The organism is Mesorhizobium sp. M1396, from assembly GCF_040317725.1.
Classification (GTDB): domain Bacteria; phylum Pseudomonadota; class Alphaproteobacteria; order Rhizobiales; family Rhizobiaceae; genus Mesorhizobium.
Window position 1 is genome coordinate 32,091 of record NZ_JAMYLA010000026.1, and the last position, 21,434, is coordinate 53,524.

Annotated in this window: 22 protein-coding genes and 6 pseudogenes; 18 read left to right on the forward strand and 10 right to left on the reverse strand. The window is 59.7% G+C overall.

The features are described from left to right. Positions 1-156: 156 nt before the first annotated feature. From NKH02_RS18165 to NKH02_RS18180, 4 genes and pseudogenes are all read left to right on the forward strand, one after another. Positions 157-744 (forward strand): hypothetical protein, encoded by a 588-nt coding sequence (locus NKH02_RS18165; RefSeq protein WP_352880463.1) that lies wholly within the window; start codon positions 157-159, stop codon positions 742-744. Between the two features lie 421 nt (positions 745-1,165). Continuing rightward, positions 1,166-1,780: a Crp/Fnr family transcriptional regulator gene (locus NKH02_RS18170; protein WP_352880465.1), complete on the forward strand. Its 615-nt coding sequence runs from the start codon at positions 1,166-1,168 to the stop codon at positions 1,778-1,780. A 114-nt stretch (positions 1,781-1,894) separates the two neighbouring features. Further along, positions 1,895-2,089, forward strand: a pseudogene (locus NKH02_RS18175) (IS110 family transposase); the annotation flags it as partial. Next, positions 2,088-2,441, forward strand: a pseudogene (locus NKH02_RS18180) (IS66 family transposase); the annotation flags it as partial. The pseudogenes NKH02_RS18175 and NKH02_RS18180, both read left to right, overlap by 2 nt. A gap of 7 nt (positions 2,442-2,448) precedes the next feature. Here NKH02_RS18180 and NKH02_RS18185 read toward each other — a convergent pair. Beyond that, positions 2,449-4,344 (reverse strand): annotated as a pseudogene (locus NKH02_RS18185) (recombinase family protein); the annotation flags it as partial. A 484-nt stretch (positions 4,345-4,828) separates the two neighbouring features. On the opposite strand from NKH02_RS18185, the pseudogene NKH02_RS18190 reads away from it, so the two are divergent. Next, a pseudogene (locus tag NKH02_RS18190) lies at positions 4,829-5,056 on the forward strand (transposase domain-containing protein); the annotation flags it as partial. Positions 5,057-5,574: 518 nt separating this feature from the next. Here NKH02_RS18190 and NKH02_RS18195 read toward each other — a convergent pair. Beyond that, the gene (locus NKH02_RS18195) at positions 5,575-6,924 is read right to left on the reverse strand and encodes a calcium-binding protein (RefSeq protein ID WP_352880467.1); all 1,350 of its coding nucleotides are present in this window, start codon (positions 6,922-6,924) and stop codon (positions 5,575-5,577) included. 279 nt (positions 6,925-7,203) lie between these two features. Here NKH02_RS18195 and NKH02_RS18200 point away from each other — a divergent pair, with 279 nt between their 5' ends. Next, the gene (locus NKH02_RS18200; protein ID WP_352880469.1) at positions 7,204-7,497 is read left to right on the forward strand and encodes a hypothetical protein; all 294 of its coding nucleotides are present in this window, start codon (positions 7,204-7,206) and stop codon (positions 7,495-7,497) included. A gap of 131 nt (positions 7,498-7,628) precedes the next feature. Next, positions 7,629-7,916, forward strand: a complete 288-nt coding sequence (locus tag NKH02_RS18205) for an ATP-binding protein (protein WP_352880471.1) — start codon at positions 7,629-7,631, stop codon at positions 7,914-7,916. Between the two features lie 36 nt (positions 7,917-7,952). Here NKH02_RS18205 and NKH02_RS18210 read toward each other — a convergent pair whose 3' ends face one another. The 3 genes from NKH02_RS18210 to NKH02_RS18220 are packed head-to-tail and all read right to left on the reverse strand — an operon-like array spanning position 7,953 to position 8,879. Continuing rightward, a complete protein-coding gene (locus NKH02_RS18210) occupies positions 7,953-8,135 on the reverse strand; it encodes a hypothetical protein (protein ID WP_352880473.1) in 183 nt (60 codons plus the stop codon). A gap of 28 nt (positions 8,136-8,163) precedes the next feature. Beyond that, positions 8,164-8,643, reverse strand: coding sequence for a PIN domain-containing protein (locus tag NKH02_RS18215; RefSeq protein ID WP_352880474.1), 480 nt, complete (start codon positions 8,641-8,643; stop codon positions 8,164-8,166). Beyond that, positions 8,643-8,879 carry a type II toxin-antitoxin system Phd/YefM family antitoxin gene (locus NKH02_RS18220; RefSeq protein ID WP_352880476.1) on the reverse strand — a complete coding sequence of 79 codons (237 nt, stop codon included), beginning with the start codon at positions 8,877-8,879 and terminating at the stop codon, positions 8,643-8,645. The genes NKH02_RS18215 and NKH02_RS18220 overlap by 1 nt, the downstream gene beginning before the upstream one ends. 686 nt (positions 8,880-9,565) lie before the next feature. Between NKH02_RS18220 and NKH02_RS18225 the strand changes: the two genes are divergently transcribed. Together NKH02_RS18225 and NKH02_RS18230 are read left to right on the forward strand one after the other, a co-directional pair. Then, a complete protein-coding gene (locus NKH02_RS18225) occupies positions 9,566-10,003 on the forward strand; it encodes a hypothetical protein (RefSeq protein ID WP_352880478.1) in 438 nt (145 codons plus the stop codon). A 644-nt stretch (positions 10,004-10,647) separates the two neighbouring features. Further along, complete coding sequence (locus NKH02_RS18230; protein WP_352870758.1) at positions 10,648-10,779, forward strand: hypothetical protein; 132 nt, start codon at positions 10,648-10,650, stop codon at positions 10,777-10,779. A gap of 798 nt (positions 10,780-11,577) precedes the next feature. Here NKH02_RS18230 and NKH02_RS18235 read toward each other — a convergent pair. The 3 genes from NKH02_RS18235 to NKH02_RS18245 are packed head-to-tail and all read right to left on the reverse strand — an operon-like array spanning position 11,578 to position 12,428. Then, on the reverse strand, positions 11,578-11,721 hold the full coding sequence (locus NKH02_RS18235; protein WP_352880480.1) for a hypothetical protein: 144 nt from the start codon (positions 11,719-11,721) through the stop codon (positions 11,578-11,580). 39 nt (positions 11,722-11,760) lie between these two features. Continuing rightward, entirely contained in the window at positions 11,761-12,186 is a 426-nt protein-coding gene (locus NKH02_RS18240; RefSeq protein ID WP_352880482.1) for a type II toxin-antitoxin system VapC family toxin, read from the reverse strand. Next, positions 12,186-12,428: a type II toxin-antitoxin system Phd/YefM family antitoxin gene (locus NKH02_RS18245; RefSeq protein WP_352870784.1), complete on the reverse strand. Its 243-nt coding sequence runs from the start codon at positions 12,426-12,428 to the stop codon at positions 12,186-12,188. Before NKH02_RS18245 ends, NKH02_RS18240 begins: the two co-directional genes overlap by 1 nt. A 358-nt stretch (positions 12,429-12,786) precedes the next feature. Between NKH02_RS18245 and NKH02_RS18250 the strand changes: the two genes are divergently transcribed. From NKH02_RS18250 to NKH02_RS18265, 4 genes are all read left to right on the forward strand, one after another. Beyond that, positions 12,787-13,398: a hypothetical protein gene (locus NKH02_RS18250; RefSeq protein ID WP_352880484.1), complete on the forward strand. Its 612-nt coding sequence runs from the start codon at positions 12,787-12,789 to the stop codon at positions 13,396-13,398. Beyond that, positions 13,395-13,787, forward strand: coding sequence for a phage holin family protein (locus tag NKH02_RS18255; RefSeq protein ID WP_352880486.1), 393 nt, complete (start codon positions 13,395-13,397; stop codon positions 13,785-13,787). Before NKH02_RS18250 ends, NKH02_RS18255 begins: the two co-directional genes overlap by 4 nt. Then, on the forward strand, positions 13,784-14,614 hold the full coding sequence (locus NKH02_RS18260) for a hypothetical protein (protein WP_352880488.1): 831 nt from the start codon (positions 13,784-13,786) through the stop codon (positions 14,612-14,614). Before NKH02_RS18255 ends, NKH02_RS18260 begins: the two co-directional genes overlap by 4 nt. Before the next feature lie 103 nt (positions 14,615-14,717). After that, the gene (locus NKH02_RS18265) at positions 14,718-14,921 is read left to right on the forward strand and encodes a CsbD family protein (RefSeq protein ID WP_352870788.1); all 204 of its coding nucleotides are present in this window, start codon (positions 14,718-14,720) and stop codon (positions 14,919-14,921) included. A gap of 319 nt (positions 14,922-15,240) precedes the next feature. On the opposite strand, the pseudogene NKH02_RS34550 reads toward NKH02_RS18265, so the two are convergent. Beyond that, positions 15,241-15,321 (reverse strand): annotated as a pseudogene (locus tag NKH02_RS34550) (catalase); the annotation flags it as partial. 436 nt (positions 15,322-15,757) lie between these two features. On the opposite strand from NKH02_RS34550, the pseudogene NKH02_RS18270 reads away from it, so the two are divergent. Together NKH02_RS18270 and NKH02_RS18275 are read left to right on the forward strand one after the other, a co-directional pair. After that, positions 15,758-16,164: pseudogene (locus tag NKH02_RS18270) on the forward strand (hypothetical protein). A 314-nt stretch (positions 16,165-16,478) separates the two neighbouring features. Next, a complete protein-coding gene (locus NKH02_RS18275; RefSeq protein ID WP_352880489.1) occupies positions 16,479-16,748 on the forward strand; it encodes a hypothetical protein in 270 nt (89 codons plus the stop codon). Between the two features lie 236 nt (positions 16,749-16,984). Here the strand turns inward: NKH02_RS18275 and NKH02_RS18280 are convergent, their stop codons facing one another. Further along, positions 16,985-17,869, reverse strand: a complete 885-nt coding sequence (locus NKH02_RS18280) for a hypothetical protein (protein WP_352880491.1) — start codon at positions 17,867-17,869, stop codon at positions 16,985-16,987. A 386-nt stretch (positions 17,870-18,255) separates the two neighbouring features. Between NKH02_RS18280 and xth the strand changes: the two genes are divergently transcribed. The 3 genes from xth (at position 18,256) to NKH02_RS18295 (ending at position 21,347) form a co-directional block, all read left to right on the forward strand. Then, a complete protein-coding gene (xth, locus tag NKH02_RS18285) occupies positions 18,256-19,074 on the forward strand; it encodes an exodeoxyribonuclease III (RefSeq protein ID WP_352870791.1) in 819 nt (272 codons plus the stop codon). A 165-nt stretch (positions 19,075-19,239) separates the two neighbouring features. Next, entirely contained in the window at positions 19,240-19,839 is a 600-nt protein-coding gene (locus tag NKH02_RS18290) for a cupin domain-containing protein (RefSeq protein ID WP_352880493.1), read from the forward strand. A gap of 263 nt (positions 19,840-20,102) precedes the next feature. Continuing rightward, positions 20,103-21,347 carry a PRC-barrel domain-containing protein gene (locus NKH02_RS18295; RefSeq protein ID WP_352880495.1) on the forward strand — a complete coding sequence of 415 codons (1,245 nt, stop codon included), beginning with the start codon at positions 20,103-20,105 and terminating at the stop codon, positions 21,345-21,347. The last annotated feature ends 87 nt before the right edge of the window (positions 21,348-21,434 follow it).

Below are 21,434 nucleotides of genomic sequence, written 5' to 3' on the forward strand. Positions count from 1 at the left end.
GGTCTACCCGACAAGACTTTCAGACCTTTAGGATGTCGTCGGGGCCATATATCGCGCTTCCGCGGGTCTAAAACGCTGCAGCGTGCAGGGCGCGCAGGAGAGCCTGCACTCCCTGACGAGAAGAAGGCGGCCGGCCCCGTCTAGTTTGAGGTTGATATGGATACTTTCAGCGAAATTGTTCCAGGGCTTTTAGATTGGTTGGTCAACAGACCGGCAGCCATTCTGATTCTGTCCGCAACCTGGCCGTTGATGCTTCTTCTGAAGAAAGACAGGTTGCTGGGCTATGGTGCCCCTGCCGTTTTTATTGGAGCTGGCGCTTTGATTGTGTTCGACATCGAAACCCCCGTAGGAGCAGTCATTGTCGTACTTGCGTACAGTTTACTGGTTTCAGTTGCACTGCTTTCCACCCGGAAGCGTCTTAGCCAAATCGAGGATCGTCTTGCATCGGTCATTTCGGCACTCGATGACCTGGAAGTTGCCGAAGAAAGACGGCAGACTTACAACGCCAAGCGTCTCTCGCGGCTTCACTCGCGCCGAAAGCCGGCAGTCAGAACAATGGAACAAATCGTTTCGGCAGGTGCAACGGAGAGTCTCGAAAGTGAGACGCAGGCGATCCCTGGTCCGCCTTGGCAAGAGTTGCAACCGCGCGATCCGCCAGTGGGGTCCGCGCTTCCGGCATCAACGCGATCAGCAGGACCCGACGTGCTTTCAGAAGAGCGTCGAACGCGGCTGCTTTCAAGTTGAGCAGCTCTGCTTGGCGAGGGTTCACCCAAGTTTTCAACCAAGTTAGGTGACGTAAAAGTAACGGTGATCGTCCGCCGGGCGTCCGAACGGACAAGTTCGAACGCGGGCGTTGGCTGCGCTGGCAACCCAAGGCCAACGTCGATTCAATAAGTGGGTAAAAGAGGCAGCCGGATGCTGAGCGTACGCCCAAGGTGGTAAGGTTCATCCCACGGTGGTAGGTTGCGACGCCATTCGGATGAAAAGATAGGCGGAACTTTTTGGGTAGTTGATGGTTTTGAGCCTCAGGTAGATCGAAGGGGCAATCACCGGCTCGGGTAATCAAAACAAAATGGCCTTATCAAAGCAGGCTCTTGAATTGGCGAGGGGACCTACGTTCGCTGACGCGAGTTGGGAAAGGGGAATCTCTGTACTGCCGGGAGCTGTGCGCCGCCTCTATCCGGCGAACACAACGATCGCGCGCGACCATCAGGCTAAATCCTCTATCCTAGTTATGACCGCGGGCTGGGCGGCGTTCGGCAAAACGTTGCGGAATGGCTCGCGTCTCATCGTCGATTTTGCGCTTCCTCACGAAATTGCCTTGATCGAGTTCTCTGGAGAAGGGGGCGAGACGGTCACGGCTCTTTCCGATGTGACCGCGATCGAGTTGACCGGTCCTGCCCATACTTGTTTTTTGCGTTATCCGCCGTCCATTTGCGAGGCTATCCTGCGGGCTGAGGCAAGGCGGCACTCACGAGTTGCGGAACATCTGGCAGGCGTCAGTAGACGGGGGCCTGTGGAACGCACGGCCCATCTTCTTCTCGAACTGGGCTGCCGAGCGCATCGATCGGCAACGAGTTATCCGGACCGCTTTGAATGCCCGCTGACCCAGGCCGAGCTGGCCGATGCGTTGGGGCTTTCGGCCGTGCATGTAAGTCGCGTGTTGAAGGATTTGCGAGAAAGCGGACTGGCTTCATTCCGCAATGGTGTGGTCGAGTTGCATGACCATGCGGGACTGATCAAAACGGCCGGATTTGATCGGTCTTACATTTCGAGCTGACATCGAGCCTAATTCTGATCTCAACCGCGCGGCCGGCTCTCCCTCGCGGAGGGAGTGCCTCGTGATCCCACAGGCCGCGTCATCATCGAGGGAGCGCTCATGAAAACCGCATGCCGGGTGCCGATGCCCGAGAATGAGGATCGCCGCCGGACCAACCGCGAGCGCAAGGTGCTGGTCGCCGAACGGGTCGAGCAGGTCAACCGCATCAAAGGCCTGCTCTTCAGCCAGGGCATCCGCGACTACGAACCTTTGCACCGCGACCGACGCGATCGCCTGGAAGAACTGCAGACCGGCGATGGCCGCGCCCTGCTGGGCACACGTGCGCCGACGCTTCTATGAACTGGCGGCAGCCGGTCCCGCGCCGATCGCCAGCGAGGCGCTGAGACGGATCGCCGACCTCTATAAGATCGAGGACGATATCCGCGGCCGATCGGCCGATGAACGCCGTGCAATGCGTCAGGACAATAGCCGCGCTATTGTCGCCGATCTTGAACCTTGGTTGCGCGAAAAGCTCGGCCTGATCAGCCAGAAGACAAAGCTCGCCGAGGCGATCCGCTACACGCTCTCGCGCTGGGAAGGCCTCTCGGGCTTCCTTGACGACGGCCGCATCGAGATTGACAGCAACACGGTCGGGCGGCCCATTCGATCCATCGCGAAGACTGATTCATTATGCACCTCCTTTTCAAATGGCGGAAAACAGCGATCGACATAGTGAGCCACTCGCCATTCTTGTCGGACGAGCGATAGCCGCTGATCTTGTGCACCGTGCGCAGCGATTGGACGCGACGCGCGGTCCAGGTCTTTCCCTGACCGGTCTGCATGCCCATGCGGTTGAGTGTGGCAGCGATTTCGGCATCCGACCACCGGGTTGCCATGGATCGCATGATCGCCAGAGCCTCCTCAGGCGTACGCTGGCCATGCTCTCCGGATTTGGGCTTGCGAACCCGTACCTGCGAGTGCTGGCCTCCATGCCAGTGGATGGTCAAGATCACGTCGCGCGCATCGTCATCGACATCCGCCACGATGTCCTTGATGAGCGCGCGCAGCAGTTGCTGACGACAGCGCATGTCGACACCCGGCGCATTCCAGGTGGCCTTGAGATCCTGGGCGAGGCCCGTGAAGTCCGGAACCGCGTCGACAGGCTCCACACGCTGGACTTCGCTCAGCCGGGCCTCGCAGGTCTCCACGCGCCTGAGCGTGGCTTCCCAACTCCTCTCGAGCTGGGCCGCAATAAGCCGGTTCTCCGGGTCGCAGGCCGCATAGCGGCGCTCGGCGAGCGATGCCTCGTAGCGCGCCTGCTGCAGGTCCAGCTCGATCATCTGCCGGCGCCTGGCCTCGCTCTCCAGCTGCATCCGTTCAGCCTCCAACGCCGCTTCGATCGCCATCGGCGCAACCGCCTCCAGCGCTTCGCGGGTCACCGCCGCGTCGGTACGAAAGCCGTTGAACGACATGCATCGCGCCTGTGCCATCATGAGGTTGCCGCGCTCGCAGCGATATACCGGATAACCTTGGCCGCGTCCGGCATACATGACAACCAGTCTTCGCCCGCATCGACCACAAGAGATGAGACCCGGGAGCAGCGCGCGACCGCCTCGGCCCGACTTGACGCCGCCGGCTTTGCCATAAGCGTTGGCCGCGAGCAGTTCCTGGTTCCGTTCGTACTCGCTCCATCCGATGTAGCCTTCGTGATGGTCATTGAGCACCACCGCCCACTCGCTAGCCGGCTTGTAATGGCCATAGCTTTTGCGAACGCGGCCATCGACGATCTCAGTGCGCTTCTCGCTTTTACCATAGACATAGGCGCCGGCGTAGAATGGGTTCTTCAGGATCGAGATCACGTTGCGGTAGCGGATCGGAACCCAGTCGAAGGACACCATCTTCTTGCCGTCGGAGGGTCTGGGAAAATGCACGCCATCGTCGATCATCGAGATCAGGACCTGGCGCGCACTGCCGAGTTCGCGGAAGCGCGCGAATATCAGGCGAATGGTCTCCTGCAGGCGCATGTCGGGATCGAACCCGAGACCGTAATCGCGGTGCCAGACATAGCCGAAGGGCACGGAGATGCGCAGTTCCCCGCGCTGTGCCTTGGCGCGGGCGGCCTCGTACATGCGGGCACGCAGCACGCCGAGCTCGAACTCGCTGATGCTGCCCTTCATACCGAGCAGCAGGCGGTCGTTCGGCAACCCCGGATCGTAGACTCCGTCCAGATCGATCACGCGCGCATCGACTTCGCCGCACAACTCGAGCAGCCGATGCCAGTCCGGCCCGTTGCGCGACAGGCGGGACGCCTCCAGGCAAAGCACGGCGCCCACATGGCCGGTGCACAGATCGTCGATCAGGCGCTCGAAACCGGGACGCTCCACAGCCCCGCTTGCGGTCCGTCCCAGATCCTCGTCGATCACCTCTACTTTGCGGAATCCCCAGCGCCGCGCGACGTCGACAAGCTCATATTGCCGACGCTGGCTCTCAAGGTTGAGCTGGACCTGCGCCTGAGTGGACTGACGCACATAGACGACGGCCTTGCGCTTGAGGACGGCAGTCGGAATCAGATTACCGCTCGTCATGGCAGCTCTCCTCCTCCGTTGCCACGCCGGCGGCGGCCATCAGTACGTTGGCGAGCCGGGCGATCACTATGGTCCGTTGCGCTGGACTCAGCCCGTTCAGCTTCTGCGAGTCGAGCGGCAAGCTGAGTTGGCGAACGACCACGAGAGATCGTGTCGGGGGTGGCAGGGTTCTCATGTTGCGCCTCCGCGATGGTGAAATCATCCGGAGAGCCTCGCCGGAAACGGCGTTCGATCAAGAGCTTGTGAAGCTCAAGCAGCGCGGCAAGCGATACGCGCGGGGAGCCCAAATCCATCGCCGCGCAAGCCACGGGATCGATCACCCAGGCCGGAGCGGTAATGACATGCCCGGGCGCGACGACGAGATGAATGATCCGGCCGTTGGCGCGCTCTTCGCTGTTCTCGCAGCGAAGCCGACGTCCGAAATACGGGTGCCAACGATAATGGACCTCGACCTCCTGCCCAACATGGGCAGAATGACCCCGAGATGGCTCTCAACCGCAAAAACGCGCTCTTCGCCGGCTCCGACGGCGGTGCCGAACACTGGGCAGTCATTGGGTCGCTAGTCGAAACCTGCAAACTCAATGGCGTCGAGCCGCTCGGCTATCTCGCCCACGTACTCACCAGGATCGTCAACGGCAATCCGAACAGCCAGATCGACGACCTGCCGTCTTGGGCCTACATCCGGGCGCCCGAGCTAAAGGCCGTGGCCTGAGAACAGCGCTTACCCTCATTGCTCCTTGGCTTCGATCCAAACTTCAACGGGTCAGAACGAGGGCCTTCTCGCCGTGTCCCTGCCTTGAACGATAGTCCTAGACGGATGATCGGCTTTCGCCGGCCCAAGCGCCGTGCGCAGCATGTGAGCGCCCGGATAGTCGCTTTCGGTTGCGAATTGGAACTCGCCATGTCGTCCCCTTTTGCCAAAGGAGAGCAAGGGTGGTTGTGGTTCGCGGTGCCTCGATCGTCGCATCGACAGCTAAGATCTCCTCGTTGCAGACATGGCTGCATGGGAGCACCTGCGAAACACCAGCGGCGCTCGCATCAACTGGATGTTCTCTATCGAAACGCTCGCCTTAAGATGGTCAAAGCCTATCCCAAGCCGATTTCCAAAGAGTCATAACCTCTGTGCAATCGGCGCTATCCGTCGCTATTTTTGATCGGTGTTAGTCGCAACTGGAACACCAGCGGTGACGCGCCCGCTTTTCGTAGTGCCATGTGCGATCGCATGAGCGATCAAATGACGTACACGTCGTGAAAGGTCAGGACCGCCCCGGCCTGTAGGTGGGCGATTTCCACCTGAGCGGTCGATTTCGAGCCATCGGGGTCATAATACAGAATGCCCGTAGTCTGGTTGTAGAGCAGGTAATCGTTATGGCTGGTGGCGTGTTCGCGCAACTCAAAATACGACGAGTTCACCTGCGTCGGGCTGGACAAGGAACCGGGGCCGAGGCTGGTGAAGACGGCATTGTCGAGATAGAGCGCGTCGTCCGCTGCGTGGAAGTCGGGGAGCGTATCGACGTTGCCCGGGCCATAGGCCGTGTCAAACACGAAGGTGTCGCTGCCGGCGCCAGCGTGGAGCACGTCGTTGCCACCCCGGCCCCACAGTATGTCGTTGCCAGCCAAAGCATCATAGCTATCGGCCGCGCCAGTGCCGACAAAGGTGTCGTTCCCAGTAGTTCCTGTGGCCGCGTCGGTCGGCGGTATCAGAGGCGACGGAGGCTGGTCGGTCCCGTCATGGGCTGCATGCCAGACCGCCTTGGCGTTGGCCCAATATTCGCGGGCCGCCTGGCCTTGAAGGACCGTCCAGCCGGCGGGCGGCATTGGATAACTGGACGGCAGCGGCGTGTCAGAGAGGTTGAGGTAGTAATTGCCGTGCGACTCGACCGTCTTGTCCCAGGCCCGCTGCAGCCGTTCCATGCCATTGTGGTTCACGTCGGTGATCGCCACCACGCAATCGACAAAGTGCAGGCTAGGCACAATATCGTCAGAGCCTGTGCCCTTGTCGAGTTTAAACGGCGAACCGTGGGTCATCTCGCCTTTGCGAAGGTATTCTTTCATGCCCAGAAGCATGCCATCCATAATGACCGTGTTGTTAGACCCATCCACGTCACCGTCACCAAGGCTCACTCCGGAAAACACGTTGTCGAATAGGGAATCCTTGATCGTGCCGCCGATGACGTCATCGTCCTCGATCGCGTCGTCTCGGGAGTAGCCGACATAGCTATCCTCGATGACGAAGGTGCCGGTGCCGCCGACACGGATGCCATCCCAGGGCTGGGTAACCGTCCAATCGTCGATGACAAAGTTGTGGGCTGAATTTATACGGACTGCGGCGGAGTTGACGTAAATGTTCTCCCAGTCGCCGGTTTGGGAGACCGTGCCGTTGATCGTGCCGCCAAAAACCAAGAGGTTGGCACCGGGGTCGGTGATCGCGAAGGGATAGAGGTTGCTGGGGCTTCCCTGATTGGCCACGATCCACGAGGCGTCGGTGGCATCGATGGTGGTGTCGGCGGCCAGACCGGATGCTTTATACTGGGTGTAGCCATAGTCGCCGCTTAAGACAATGGTGCTTGTGTCGGCCATGCCTTGGCCACCTTTCACACTCCCGACCTTTCCGCCAAGTGCCTGAAGCCGGAAAGGCCTGCGTCCATCAGAACCCCCGTCAGCGATATCGTGCAAATCACAAAATGTAACATGTCCCGCACGATGGCTTGTTACCGGAGAGGCGTCTGGAGCCGCCCACGGGGAGACCGATTGAGTGCGTTCTAGTTGGGTGGCCGATCTTACCGCCGGCCTCATGCACTGACAAATCGGAGGCGGCTAGTGTCCTGATCGGCAAATGGGACCGTCATTGGAGACACTATGGCTGCCGTGCTCGGTGAGGAGACTAAGGACGGGCTCAGCCAGATCGACTGCTCCCTGCTGACGCTCTCCGATCTCGCCATCGCTATCAGGCCTGGCATCTCAGTCACATCGGCCTGGGATGTGCTTGCCCATATCGCAGGGGAAAGGCGAAGGTCGGCCGACGCTGGGGAGGGGGCCAACGGTGGTGACGGGTCAGCCAGCAGCTCCAAGACCCAAACCAGCAACGCGACCAAGACGGGCCGCGGCAAGGAGCAGGTTCTGGCAGCGAGATCATCCAGCCTGCGAAACTGACCGGCGGCGAGGAGGATCGCTTCATCCCGCGCGTTGAGGCGCTGACAGGGTATGGCGAAGCCCGGGAATGGTCGCTGTCGTTGCAGGCTGACCTGGCACTGTGGCGAGGGGGCAGGCTCGCATGCGAGGAGATGACCACAAAACTGCTTCTGGCTGGCCCGCCCGGCACGGGCAAAACGAGCTTCGCCAGGGCCCTTTGCAACACGCTGCAGATCCCGCTGATTGTGACTTCCGTGACGACCTGGCTGGAACCCGGCTATCTCGGCGACGTGCTCCGGCGCATGAAGGCGGCATTCACGGAAGCCGAAGCCAACAAGCTTGCGATCCTTTTTGTCGATGAGATCGACGGCATTGGCAAGCGGGGAAACGCGTCCCGCTCCTTTGACGAATACTGGACCTCTTTCATCACCAGGCGCTGACGCTGCTCGACGGCGCGTCGAAATCGTCCGGCGTGATCATTGTCGGGGGCGGCCAACTATCCCGACGCCATCGTCCCGGCGCTGCTGCGCTCGGGCAAGCTGGAAAAACAGATCGTCATTCCGCGGCCCGACATTGAAGTGGAACTGCGCAAGCACCCCCACAATCTGCTGATCGCCAGCAGCGAGGAAGATGTCGAACAGGAAAAAGAATTGCTCCAAAGCCTGCGATCTCTCAGGATTCGGGGTTCTATCCTGGCGCCAACTCAGCGACTGACAGCGACCACATCGTGCAGTTGGTCAAGAAGGGGCGCCGATCGTGTTGATCGACCGCGTCGTCAAGGACCTGCAATGCGACAGCGTCGTCGTTGATAATGAAGGTGGTGCGCGCGAGGCGGTGGATTATCTCGTTGCCAACGTCACGACCGGAATCGCTTGCCGTCAGCGACCGCGACCGCCCCCCTGGGTTGGAGCCTTTCTCTTCCTCGCCTCGGACGCGTTGAGCCGTTACGTCGATGGACAGTTCCTTGAGGTTAATGGCTGGCAATACTGCCTTGAAAAGAACGGTTTCCAGGCTGATCTGGCTGGTCCGCAGCTTTATCGCCATGGCCGAAGACTCGCTGATCAGAAGCTGCGCCGCATCCTGCTCCGCCAGCCAAGTCTGGACGCGCGGCGTCATCGCTTCATTGGAGAGCGCCGCGACGATCAGCGACGTGTCGAGATAAAGCATCAGTAGCGGTCGCCGTCCCGCATCGCGCGCACCAGATCGGCAGCGCTTTCAGTCTGCGGCGGCACAATCGCCGTCAGAGACCGGAGCAGGGCAGCGTCGATTGGTTTGCGAGGATTGGACACGGCGGTGAGCCGTGCAACCGGCTTGCCGCGCCGAGTGATGTCGATTGAATGGCCTGCCTCGACCCGGTCGACCAACTCGCTCAGATGGGCCTTGGCTTCTGCCAGATTGATCACATACGGAAATGGCCGGTGCGAGGGCAGCCCTCCGGGGACGTGAGGACCGCACCGGCCATTCCAGCGGGCTTACGTTACGCACCCGCACCGGTCAATTTACAGGGCCTATTAGCAAAGACGCAATTAATCCTATTGGTAGTGCCCAGTATTACCGTCTTTGGCCGATAGAGGAGCAACGGAAATGGCCAAAGATTAAAACCTTAACGATGCAAGGCGTCTAAATTGAGCGTAAGGATCCGCATCGCGTTAACGGGGCTCGACACAGCCCCATTCTCTTCTCCAGCAGGCAGATCGGTGCGGCACGGCTTCGCGCCGGACCGGTAGCCATGCCGCCCAAGAGCTGGCTAATGGATCATCGGTCGCTGCTCTCCAATTGGCATCTCGGTTTTTGGCGGGCAGACCGAACAAGTCCGCGCTCAGTTTTTACGGAACGGTCCTTGAAGCTGGGTTTCGCCTTCCGCTCCGCGGGCACCTTCTTGATTTAACCAGCCTTGCTGTCGAGACCACTATGCCTTTGCTAACGCCGTTTGGGGCGGCTTTTGGCGAGGCGAAGCTTTTCAGAACCAGATCGTCCGACGCCATGCTACTCGCTGTCTAGTTCTTTTGACTGTGAGCTCAACCAAGTAGTGGAATGGACTGAACGCCATATGACGTCGTAACGTTTTCTTTCGGCGTGGGGCGGTCATATGACGATACAAATAGAAATCAAAGATTTGTTGGAAATTGCGGCGTACCGGCAAACCATCGGGAAACTCGACCACGCCTATGAGATCGACCTGGCAAATGCTTGCACGCCTGCGCAACGAGAAAAGGTCGAGTACCGACACTACTGGGAAACATTGATATACTATGAACAGATTGCGGAGATAAAAACCCGGCGACTGATCCGGAAGGCGGATCGTCTCAATATGTCGATTGGCTACGTGGGCGACAACAGCCCAATGTGGAGAAAATCGTCTCAGCTTAACAGCTGGATACTGACGCCACATGGTTGCTTAGAAGTGCAAAATATGATCCGTCAAGAATGCAAAGACCGCCGAGAGCGCGCCGCTACCTGGGCTGCCGTGATCATGGGCCCGCTCACCCGGCTAGTATCTGGTTGGCTGGTTGCGCGCGGGCATTAGCCATACAGGCGGTCCCCGCATGTCCTTAGCCAACGTCCAGCGTGAAGACGCGTGTCGCGGCCCAGCCCCAACTCTGACGGCGGCTTCGGCGCTCACCTGGGGCCCACTAATGACCTTCACGCAGGCGGTTATTGTCATCTTCACCGGCAGTGACGAAGGTCCTGTGGTCGGCGCGATATTGTAGCGCGGCTCCTCATGCGGCCGGTCTCCGCTGGCGCCGTCAGCCGATAGAGGCGGTGGATTTCCGACCAGCTCTCTCGTGTAGCGGCCGCAAGTGTCTTCCCCAATTGCACAGGATCTCGGGAACGCTGAGCGGGCTAAGGCCAAGGATGCGTTTGTACTGATCCGTGCGACGCCAGACACCGCGTATTTTGCCATTCTCTTGGTCGCGTTTCGGGTCGAACGCCTAGCCAACGAAATGGTCCCGGAAAGCCTTGGCCGCATTGCCTTTCGCGACCGGTGGTTGGCAACAGGTGGCAACAGGGCCACGCCTTGTTCAAGGAAGTTGCGCCTTATCGCGGAGGCTTGATGGCATTGAACCCAGGATCTGATGGATTACAATCCCAATGTCACCGGGCAAGGCTAGCGGGCATCGGTGATTGAGAGCTGGTTGCACTCCCGTCCTTAGATGGGAGGTTAGCATCATGGACCAGGATCTTGAAGGTTGCCGCGTGTCGGCGCTCGATAGCGACATCCTGCGAGCACTTTCCATAAAGTCTGGCGGCGCTCCAAACGCCGCGCTGTGTCGATGGGATGGCAAGGGCAGCACGTTCTGACCGACCTACATATGGTGATACCCCGCAGTGGAACATTACGAGCCGCTAAAGGTTTTTGCTTAGCGGTAGAGTGGCCCTCTCCATCCCCCTGCCGAAGATCGGGGCATTACCCTTGATCGGCCCGCGCTCTCCGCCAGAGGCGCGGGCTCAAGGGGAAGCGGGATCCTTTTCGAAAAGCCTTGCTGCGCACGACTACCGGTCGCAGTGTTGCTCGCGGCCGGCCGCTGGTGGGTTGGTGGATCATCTTTGGATGAGCACCCGCGGGATCAACTTCCTCGCCAAACGGATGGCCGAGAACTTGACTGATCCCGGCCACGCCCAAGAGATAGGCCAGCCAAGCCTCCGTCCCCGGGTGTCCTTGGGGGGCGACAGCCGCCGCGCCTCGGGGACGCCAGCCATCAAGGACGTCCGTCAGTGTGGCGCCCGGCGCCACGAGTGCGATTCCAAGCGCTCTTCACCAACATTCGAGGGGGATCGCCTGCGTCAGCCACCTCCGAACCCATCCAGCCGAGGAGCGTCGCGCGGTCGGTCGCAGCCACCATGCTGGTCACAGCCCGACCATTTCTAAAGGATAGCGCCTGGACGACGCCGCCTTGCAAAATGGGGCGGGAGATCTGGGTTGTCTCCTCGCGTTGCGGAACATTAGGCGTTTAACGAAGTTTGGTTGGATGGCTCGCTCTTGATGCCTTCGGGAGGAAGCTATGGTTCATGTCACGCCTTCGCTTCATGTCTGTCGCCCCCGGGCACTGCAATATGACAATCGTCGGCAGCTATCGCCTGGCCAATATCAGTTGATCGCTAGATGGTCTGAGAAAGCATGGGATTCCCCAACAGCTGAAATTTCAATAAAATCGCTCTCCGAAGCTGCCATTCCGCTCCCGGCATCGCGAGATAATCGGCGACGATCTCGTCATTCTGCTCGTCGGTCCAGTCACCGGCCATGGACGCCTTAGACAATTGCGGAGTGGGAGAGGGCCCGCTTCATGTCAGCAACTGTGTCGGCACGCCGAGCGCCGGCCCGGCCTCGCCGAGCCGCGGGTCGAGCGTGTGCACCGTGGCGCCATGCTCCGATGCAATGGCGAGATGCAGCGCATCGCCGGCCCGAAGCCCAAGCATATGCTGATCGGCAAACTTCGCTGCGGTCCGGAATTGCTCGCCCGTCACGCCGAGCACGGTGAAGCTCTCGATGACTAGCTTGTTGAACATGGCGAGCGCCCCAGCGCGCTGTTCCAGGCTGATCTGGCTGGTCCGCAGCTTGATCGCCATGGCCGAAGACATCTCGGTGATGGTCCAGTCGCTGATCAGAAGCTGCGCCGCATCCTGCTCCGCCAGCCAAGTCTGGACGCGCGGCGTCATCGCTTCATTGGAGAGCGCCGCGACGATCAGCGACGTGTCGAGATAAAGCATCAGTAGCGGTCGCCGTCCCGCATCGCGCGCACCAGATCGGCAGCGCTTTCAGTCTGCGGCGGCACAATCGCCGTCAGAGACCGGAGCAGGGCAGCGTCGATTGGTTTGCGAGGATTGGAAACGGCGGTGAGCCGAGCAACCGGCTTGCCGCGCCGAGTGATGTCGATTGAATGGCCTGCCTCGACCCGGTCGACCAACTCGCTCAGATGGGCCTTGGCTTCTGCCAGATTGATCACATCCATGACATTCTCCTGACCATGTAGGTGGTCATATAGCGTGTTCAACTTAAGAATTCCAGAGCGAACTCCCGGCGCGCAAGCGGCTGGGTTGGCTTGCCGCTTCCGTGGACTCGGCCGCACCCGGTTTGTATCGAGCGACAATGCATAGAGGGCAGTCCAGCTTGTTCTTGATTGTTGCGTGCATCACGTAGCTCTCCGTTTTCAGCCTGATCAAAAAATGTTTTCACCTAAGGAACATCGCAGGCTCCTCGAAGTTGGGTAGGCACGGAGGAACGTGCCATGAACAGTGTCATCTATCTTATCGGTCTCATCGTTGTCGTGCTCGCGGTCCTCTCCTTCCTCGGTTTTCACTAGGTGACCCATGCAGCGTGATAATGATGAGGGCGGACAGCCCACTGATTTCGACAAGGCGAAAAGCGACGTTTCCGAGAGGCTTCGCGAAGAAAAAGAACGTGCCAGCGAGTTGCTTCACGACGCGCGGGACGAGGTGAGCCGCAAGGCTGGCGATTACGCAAAAGAAGCCGCGCATGTCATCTCCGACAAGGCACAGGAGGCGCAGCGCGACATCGGATCGAGCTTGGCGGCGTTGGGTGGCGCGTTGCGCGCGGCGAGCGATCACCTGGCCAACAACGATGAAAGGAACGCATCGAAATTCGCGTTGGATGCCGCCGGCGGCTTGGAGCGGCTTTCATCTTCCTTGAAACAAAAGCCTTTTGGCCATGTCCTGGAGGACGTGCAGTCCTTCGGCCGACAAAATCCCGGTGTCCTGCTTGCGGGATCCGTGTTGGCCGGTTTGGCTCTCGGGCGGTTCATCAAAGCTTCTCCACCGGCAGGCCCTGAAGCCTCTCAAAGCGCTCCGGGAGACGCCAAGTCACACACGGATGAGGCATCGGATTGGTCTGCCGATAGGTCCCAGGATTTTGGCCTCGTCGGCAATGATCCGGCCACGCAGAACGCGGAGCAAGACAGATGAACACTCAAGACAATCCTAGTCTTGCCACGCTGGTCACCGACTTGACCCAGCACATCACCACCCTGGTGCAGACCGAAGCCAAGCTTTTTCGGGCGGAGCTTTCTGAGAAGCTTACCAAAGCCGGATCGGGTGCCGGTGAAGTGCTGGGTGGCGCGATTTGCCTCCTCGCGGCGCTTTTGGTGCTGCTGCAAGCACTCGTCATCGCCTTGACACAAGCAGGGCTTGGCGCAGGGTGGTCTTCCCTGCTCGTCGGTGTGGTCGTGGCCGTCTTGGGAGTCATCCTGCTGCGGACCGGGCTGGCTAGCATGGCACCTTCCGAGCTTGCGCCCGATCGGACCCAGGAACAGCTCAAGCGTGATGCAAACGTGATCAAGGGACAAGTCAGATGAATAAGAAATCCGCAGCCGAACTTGAGCGCGAGGCCGAGGCGGCACGCGCCAGGGTGGTGGAGACCGCTGAATCCATTCGGGGCAGGATGACGCCTGGACAACTGCTGGACGAATTCACCGGCCTGTTCACCGGAGGACAAAGTTCGGCCATGCTCAGCAACCTCAGAACGCAAGTCAGGGACAACCCCTTGCCGGTCACTATGGTGGGCGCAGGCCTAGCTTGGCTGATGCTCGGCAGCGGCCCCTCAAATGGCACGCGTGACGCTGCCGGCTACACAGCGCCTGGCCGGCGTGACAGCGAGCAGAGTCGCGGCTTGGGCAGTGCACTCTCCGATGCAGCTGAAACGGTCTCGTCGGCCGCAAGCAATGTCGGCGATACGGTGTCGAGCGCGGCGAGCGTCGCTACCGAGATGCTGGCGAGGAACGCGGCCGGTGCAAGATCGACCACCGGTGACATGGCGGCGAACGCCAGCCGCTCTGCGCAAGAGTTGTTGGCGGAGCAGCCCTTGGCCATAGCGGCCCTTGGCCTCGCCATAGGCGCCGCTATAGGGGCCATGCTGCCCCATACCGCAGCGGAGGACGACCGACTGGGCGGCTATGGGGACACACTTCGCGATACTGCCCAATCCGTGCTCAACAGAGGCCTCGATGAGGCCAAACAGGTTGCAGCCGATGCATACGACACCATCAAGCAGGAAGCTGGCCGGCAACATATGGACGCGGGCACAACGGCCAATCAGCTTGGAGAAATCGTGAAGTCCACAGCAGACAAGACCGAGCATGCCGTGCGTGAACGGATTTCCGATCCTTCGCAGGAAAAATCTTAGCTGGCGGTGAGCCGTACCACATGACCTGCGTCAGCTGTTTCTGGAACATCCTCGTCTGGACGGCGTTTCCTTTTCGAACTTCTAAATCAAGGAGAACCGCGTCATGGATTGGAACCGCGTGGAAGGAAACTGGAAACAAATGAAAGGCAAGGTCAAAGAGCAGTGGGGCAAGCTCACCGATGACGACCTTGACCGCATTGCAGGCAAGCGCGATCAGCTGGAAGGCACGATTCAGGAGCGGTACGGTATCGAGAAGGATCGTGTGCGGCGCGACATTGACGACTGGTATGGTCGGCAAGATTGGTAGTCGTGCCGTACGGCCATCTTAGCCCTTGAGCTCAGAAGCATCTCGGTCCCGCGCGGTAGCGTCGGCGGCAGGCGCAAGTCGGCGCGTGGCGCGGATGGAAAGTGCGGCAATGCGGAAAGGCGACAGCCCGCCGGGGTAGTGTGTTTGTAGCAGAGGTTCGCCCAGTAGCAGAAGATCTCTTACGCCAAGCCGAGCAACGTGACACCGCGAGTCCGCATGACAGACGTGCCGGCGCGGTACCGTTTCAAAGCTTCACGGACGCCTCCCGCGCCCAGAGCGCAGCTGGCGGCATGCCTGCACAAATGGATCGAGTACCGGCCCCATGCGCGCCGTACCCGCAGGCATGAACCACCCATTCCGGACTGCGTTCGTGGTCGAAGTGAAAATCTTTTCGCGAAAATAAGCCCCATAAGCGAGGGTCCGGGCTCCCCGAGTCAATGTATTTGGTCGTCGGAGAGGCCCAGATCGTCATCCAGGTGCCAGTCCATGTGGACCAGCACCCGCATGCCAAGTCCGCCAAATCCTGCTGCGAAATGACTAGTACGGAGCAACGAAATCAATAGTTTGGATCGCGGCGGCGTTTCTCTCTCCCGCTACCAAAATTCTCTTAAGAGAATCGTGACGTTACGCGAGCAGAGGCCCTTCTCTGCGTGCTCAGTGGGGGGCTTTCATTTTCGGTTAAGCCAACGATCGGCTTTGCCACGGCTCGCCTTCGCGAACTGGTTCCGGTTCAGAGCGCAGTGTCAGGCATAATTTGGCAATCCCGATTATCCGTCTTCAGTTCGCCAAAGGGGTCAATTCCTGGATTCGTTTGACAACACCAAACCCTAAACCAACTGCAGACAATCGCAGAAGTGGAACCCTTGTCGACATACCCGATCATGACCCGGCAACAGCGCATCGAGCGCTGGGCAGAATTGCTAGCAGAACATCCCGAGCGACGCCTCGGAGCCCTGATCGGCACCGAGCGTCTGAAGCGGGAAGCCCGCGACGCAGTACGCTGTGAGGGCTCGCCGATCACAGTGGCTTTCGAGGATTCAGTACTGCGTGCGTTGGGCCTGAAAGATGATACCTATGGGGAAGCAAAGCGCTTCTTCGAACTGACAGACTGGCAATTGCACGACGTCGTCTGTAGTTGTCATGTCGGGACTACGATGACAGGGAAATGGGCTGCTGCGAGAGTCCGCCGGACAATCGGTGGCAACAGGTTTCTTAATTGCTCAGAGAGAGAATGTGGCACTGAGGTCGATAAGACTGCGACAACCATTTTGTTTCGGAGAGCGGCATTCCTTCGTCCTGTGTGTCCTGGGAACAAAGTTTCAGCCGCTTCGTTGTCGTCGCCGCCGGAACCGCCCACCCTAAGCCGCCCGGCTCTGCATCGGCCCGCTGCTCTCCCCCGAAGGTAGCGGGCTTTGGTGTTTGGCGCTAGCTCGGCTTGCCGCCCAGTTCGCGGAAGACTTTGCACCAAAAGCGACAATCCGAGCTGCGACCCTCCAAATGCGCGGTACGCAACAGCAGTCGCCGCGCCCGACCCTACCAGGAAGAGAAGATGTTGGCATGACCGCAACCTGTCGACCCGCGCGCGGGTCGTGGTCCAATTTAAGGCCGCAAGGTTCAACTTGGGCGAATTGTGTTCGCTCTGCCGCGATTAATCTTCGTCAAACGCGATCTGGCCTCGACCACGCGCCGTTGCGCGGCCCGTATTCTGTTGCAGAGAGCGATATTGATGCCGACGCCGCAGTCTTCATCCAGCATCTCGTTCGCATTTTCGAGGGCAAGCTCCTCTCGGTTAAGCCGCTGTCGGGCTCGCGCCAGTTCCATATCTAAAAGTTCCATTATTCCGCGTCCATTGCGGTCCCTTCGATTGGTAAACCGCTTGTGATCGGGTTTGGTTCCCCGCTGTTCGTGAGGACCTGGACGGCCCTGGGCCTACTATCCAATCGTCGGCACTGGTGCCGACAAAATCTCGACGATGCCCGCCTGTCGAGCAGGAGGCCATTTTCCGAAGGGGAGCTCGCGACGCCAGCAATGCACCAATGAAAAGATGAATGTCGGCGCGGTATCTACCGCGCGCGACTTCGCCTCCTGCGCTCACTACTGCGGGCATTTCGCCGAGCAAGTCTAAGTTCAGCAAGGGTTGGTCTCCACCAGCCTCTGAAGCGTTCGGTCGGCCCGGCGGCGGACCGAGCAGGCCATATGCTCACAAGTTCGGCCAGGGTTGCCGAACGCCACTTGCCCCAAACGAAGTCGCCGCTCGCAGGTACGGCATGGGGATAGAAGGTGGCTGCGTCTGATAGCTCAACGAGTTCACCGGAAATTTCAGTGAAGACGACTATCCCGTACTGCACGGTTGCGACAACACGGCCCAAGGTAGGCAGATCCTGAACTGGCAACGGATAGCGATGGCGCCGGCGTTCACCAGCCCGCTGTTGTGCGGCTCTATGGGCTTCCGTGTTTCTGGTGGCCGCAAGCCGCCGTTTCCTTTCCTCCGGTTCGGCGTGCTGCGCAGCCTGTTCGATGTTTGGCCATCGACGCCGGAGCGCTTCATATGAGCGGAATGGAACTCGCCAGGCCCGCAACTCATCGTCCCAACTCGCCCACGGCACGGCACGCAGTTCTTCTAGCACCGTCCTGGAATAGGGCATGCGAATGCGCAGGTCATCCGCGATTTCCAGATACTGGCTCGATATTGGGTCGAAGGCGAAGGCATCTCGTCCCTTGCTATCGTCATGGGGCGCCCGCAACGCCGCCTCCCGCTCCAGCCAGCGGTCAATCCGGCGGGCCGCAGTCTTGCCGGGTACGAACCAGCTCTTGCGCTCGTCGCTCCATCTGGCACGCGGAAAAGCTTTCTGAAACCGCTCGACCGCCATTCGATCGTACGAAAAGCCGGCTTCGGCACCAATTGCATCGTGTTTGTGCGGCGCAGGACGAGCGTTGGGGTCCGTCATTGTAAATCAACCGAGTTCGCTGCATGGAACGCGGCGCCCGGCCAAAGGTTCATCAGCCTGGCAAGCGCGCAGGAATATGGCACCTAGCCAATACTCAAGACGTGTGCTGTGAAACTTTCCCCACGCTCGGCAGTTTAAGCAGGGTCCGAGAGGATGTCGAAATCCGGCTGAAGGCGAGCGGCCGAAAAAGGCTCGTTCGCGTCCCATAAAAGGCGAGGACGCAGAGGTGAGGCATGTCATCGAGACACATGATCTATAACCAGCGCAGGCGCGGGAGTTGGTACGTCGCTATGGAAATGACTGGCGAAAGATTGACGAGGCCGCCAAGTCCTACAAAGACCACTGAGGATCAACAGCTTGCTCACCAAGAGTTTATTGAGACTCGGATGATCCGCATCGCAACCTTCAACTTGAACGGCGTGAACGGTCGCCTGCCCGTGCTCATCAAGTGGCTGGGTCAGACTGACTATGACATCGTGTGCCTTCAGGAATTGAAGACCTCGGACGAGAAATTTCCCGCCGAAGCCATCAGGAACGCAGGTTACGGCGCAATCTGGCACGGGCAAAAGTCCTACAATGGTGTGGCCATACTCGCCCGGGGGAGGGAGCCGGTGGAACGTCGACGCGGCCTGCCGGGCGATCCCGACGATACCCACAGTCGGTATATCGAGACCGAGGTGGATGGGATTGTGGTCGGCTGCCTCTATCTGCCCAACGGCAATCCAGCGCCCGGCCCGAAATTCGACTATAAGCTGCGCTGGTTCGACCGTCTGATCAGCTACGGCCAGCTACTGCTCAGGGAAGGTGCAACAAGCGTTCTTTGCGGCGACTACAATGTCGTGCCAACGCCCATCGATGCCGTGGCACCAAGACGTTGGCTAGGCGACGCAGTCTACTTTCCGGAGAGCCGACAAGCCTACGCTGAAATGCTTGGTAACGGCTGGATCGATGCCATTCGCCGTATCCATCCGGAGAAAGGCATCTACACCTATTGGAACTTCTCCTACCGGGGCGGTTATGATCGGAGTTCCGGCCTCCGGATGGACCATCTTCTCGTCAGCCCATCACTTGCCATCAGGCTGCGGGATGCCGGCGTCGACGCTGACTTGCGAGGTTGGGAAAAGCCGAGTGATCATGCGCCAGCCTGGATAGAACTTGACCTCTCCGGCCAGGTTGCGGGTCATGTCAATCGTGAGGCTGGATGATCGTCGCTCCCGGAAGCGAAGCATTTCTTTGACATCGCGGCGTGGACCACGGCCATCCGGCAAAAGGAACAAAGTGCGGGGCCGCTAGTTGAGATTTGTTGAGACCAGAGCGGAGGCGTCCTCACTGCTCTATCTGGCCCCCTACAATCCAGCGCGAGGATAGCCGTGGGTATTCTTGAGAGCGTGAAGAAGGCGGCCGAGTTGGCGACGGGTATTGGCCGACCGAGAACGGAAGAACTCGCCGAACTGGTGAGGTTGAAGAAACCACTCGAATTTCGGTTCAAGGACGATGGCCTCGTGCCGAACCATCCGTTCTGGCCATTTGTCGTCTATCGTGGCGCCGTGAAGCCGATGGAGCAATTCGACTTCGCGGCCGTGCTGGAAGAGCTTTTCGAGGCGAATGGCTGGCGTGACAGCTGGCGTGACGGCATCTATCACTACGTTCATTACCATTCCCGCATACACGAGGTGCTTGGGGTTGCGCGCGGTACCGGCAGGGTTCGGTTCGGAGGCAAAAGGGGCCGGGTATTATCCTTGAAGGCCGGCGACGTGGCCGTTCTACCGGCCGGCACCGGACACCAATGCCTCCGCGAGAGTGATGACTTCCTGGTGGTCGGTGCTTATCCGGCATCGGGCACTTATGACGAATGCACGACAGCCCAGGAACATGAGCGGGCATTGCGAACGATTCCCAGGGTTGGCCGTCCCCGGAAGGATCCGGTCTATGGGAGCAAAGGCCCGCTGCTGTCAGTATGGCCGAAATGACGACAAAGTGCGAACGTTGAGACGCGCGAGCGACGCTCCGCAGGCGCCGCGTTGAACATTTCCGGGCCAGCGGCCCTGCCGCGCATGCACATTCGTGATCTTGCACCCGCGGTTGCGGAAGTACTGCGTGCGCCTTTTGCATGTCACCGCACGGCGACCCAGGAACTAGAGCCCGGGTGACAACGTTTTGACGGCAGCAAACGCCGCCTTGATGTCTTCCGAGACGAGCGGCGTGCATTAGTCAGGCAAAAGGAGAGACTTACATGTTTCGCAATCTTTTAGCCACGACGGCGCTTGCGATGCTGACCGCCACGGGCGTTTATGCGCAGCAGGCGACGACGCCGAAACCCGCGCAGGCACCCGTTACGGAGGCGCCGGGTTCACGGGTAACGCGCGCTGATGGCAGCTTGGTAACCAACATCATCGGTGAAACAGTCTACAATGGAACGGGCGATGATGCCGAAAACATCGGCAAGGTTAGCGATGTGGTCTTTGACACGAATGGTCAGGCGAAGTCCGCCGTTATTGGCGTCGGTGGCTTCCTTGGGCTCGGCACCAAGGAAGTTGCTTTCGATTATGGCAAGCTTCAATGGGCCGAGAAGAACGGCGATCGTTGGCTCGTCGCCCAGACGACCAAGGATGAGCTGAAGGGCCAGCCAGACTTCGACCGTGTGGCTTTGGAGCCTGCCGCGGAGAACAAAACTCCGCCTTCGACGTCGACCGATACGATGCGGACCGTGCCGGCGGCTATGCCAGTTCTTGCGAGCGCCATCATAGGGAAAACCGTCTACAATGGCACCAGCAACGACGCCCAGAACATCGGCGATGTGAACGATATTGTTCTAGCCAAGGACGGCAAGGCGAAGTCGCTCATTCTCGGAGTCGGTGGCTTCCTCGGGATTGGCGAAAAGGACGTTGCCTACGATTTCGAGAAGGTACAGTGGGCTCAAAAGAACGGGTCGCGCTGGGTGGTCGCACAGACCACGAAGGAAGAGTTGGAGTCGCAGCCAGCTTTCGACCGCAAGGCCTATGACCCCGCGCCGGCGACCACCGCATCCAATGAAGTTGCGCCGGCCCCTACCGCTACGGTGCCGGCAGCGCCGTCCAGCGACTCCGCGCAGAAAGCGCCGGCGCCCGCCGACCAGACCACAACCGGGTCTATCGACAAATCGACGTTGACCGAAACGCCGATAGGACAGATTCGGGCCGAAGATTTCGTTGGAACGACCGTTTACGGGGCCAATGACGTCAATGTGGGCGAGATCGGCGACGTCGTGCTGAATGGCGACAAGACGGTCGATGCGGTCATCATCGACGTCGGTGGTTTTCTCGGTGTCGGCGAGAAAGAGGTGGCGGTCGGCATGGACAATCTCAAGTTCATGACCGACAAGAACGGCAGGCGTTACCTGTACACGACGTTCACAAAGGAGCAGCTCGAGGCTCAAGCGGCCTATGACAAAGGCACCTATGTGCAAAAACGCAGCGAACAGCGCATGATCTTGCGCTAACCCGTCAAAGCCCGCATCGGCAACGATGCGGGCTTTTTTGTCATATCAGAAGTTCGACAAAACCCGGCCGGGCAAGTCCCGCGAAGC

Coding starts and splice junctions, on each gene's coding strand:
- NKH02_RS18245 (WP_352870784.1), bottom strand. CDS start 12,428: ATGGATGTGATCAATCTGGCAGAAGCCAAGGCCCATCTGAGCGAGTTG.
- NKH02_RS18250 (WP_352880484.1), top strand. CDS start 12,787: ATGCAGCGTGATAATGATGAGGGCGGACAGCCCACTGATTTCGACAAG.
- NKH02_RS18260 (WP_352880488.1), top strand. CDS start 13,784: ATGAATAAGAAATCCGCAGCCGAACTTGAGCGCGAGGCCGAGGCGGCA.
- NKH02_RS18240 (WP_352880482.1), bottom strand. CDS start 12,186: ATGCTTTATCTCGACACGTCGCTGATCGTCGCGGCGCTCTCCAATGAA.
- NKH02_RS18280 (WP_352880491.1), bottom strand. CDS start 17,869: ATGACGGACCCCAACGCTCGTCCTGCGCCGCACAAACACGATGCAATT.
- NKH02_RS18205 (WP_352880471.1), top strand. CDS start 7,629: ATGACCACAAAACTGCTTCTGGCTGGCCCGCCCGGCACGGGCAAAACG.
- NKH02_RS18230 (WP_352870758.1), top strand. CDS start 10,648: ATGGACCAGGATCTTGAAGGTTGCCGCGTGTCGGCGCTCGATAGCGAC.
- NKH02_RS18225 (WP_352880478.1), top strand. CDS start 9,566: ATGACGATACAAATAGAAATCAAAGATTTGTTGGAAATTGCGGCGTAC.
- NKH02_RS18265 (WP_352870788.1), top strand. CDS start 14,718: ATGGATTGGAACCGCGTGGAAGGAAACTGGAAACAAATGAAAGGCAAG.
- NKH02_RS18165 (WP_352880463.1), top strand. CDS start 157: ATGGATACTTTCAGCGAAATTGTTCCAGGGCTTTTAGATTGGTTGGTC.
- xth (WP_352870791.1), top strand. CDS start 18,256: ATGATCCGCATCGCAACCTTCAACTTGAACGGCGTGAACGGTCGCCTG.
- NKH02_RS18235 (WP_352880480.1), bottom strand. CDS start 11,721: ATGGCCGGTGACTGGACCGACGAGCAGAATGACGAGATCGTCGCCGAT.
- NKH02_RS18215 (WP_352880474.1), bottom strand. CDS start 8,643: ATGCTTTATCTCGACACGTCGCTGATCGTCGCGGCGCTCTCCAATGAA.
- NKH02_RS18255 (WP_352880486.1), top strand. CDS start 13,395: ATGAACACTCAAGACAATCCTAGTCTTGCCACGCTGGTCACCGACTTG.
- NKH02_RS18295 (WP_352880495.1), top strand. CDS start 20,103: ATGTTTCGCAATCTTTTAGCCACGACGGCGCTTGCGATGCTGACCGCC.
- NKH02_RS18275 (WP_352880489.1), top strand. CDS start 16,479: ATGACCGCAACCTGTCGACCCGCGCGCGGGTCGTGGTCCAATTTAAGG.
- NKH02_RS18200 (WP_352880469.1), top strand. CDS start 7,204: ATGGCTGCCGTGCTCGGTGAGGAGACTAAGGACGGGCTCAGCCAGATC.
- NKH02_RS18195 (WP_352880467.1), bottom strand. CDS start 6,924: ATGGCCGACACAAGCACCATTGTCTTAAGCGGCGACTATGGCTACACC.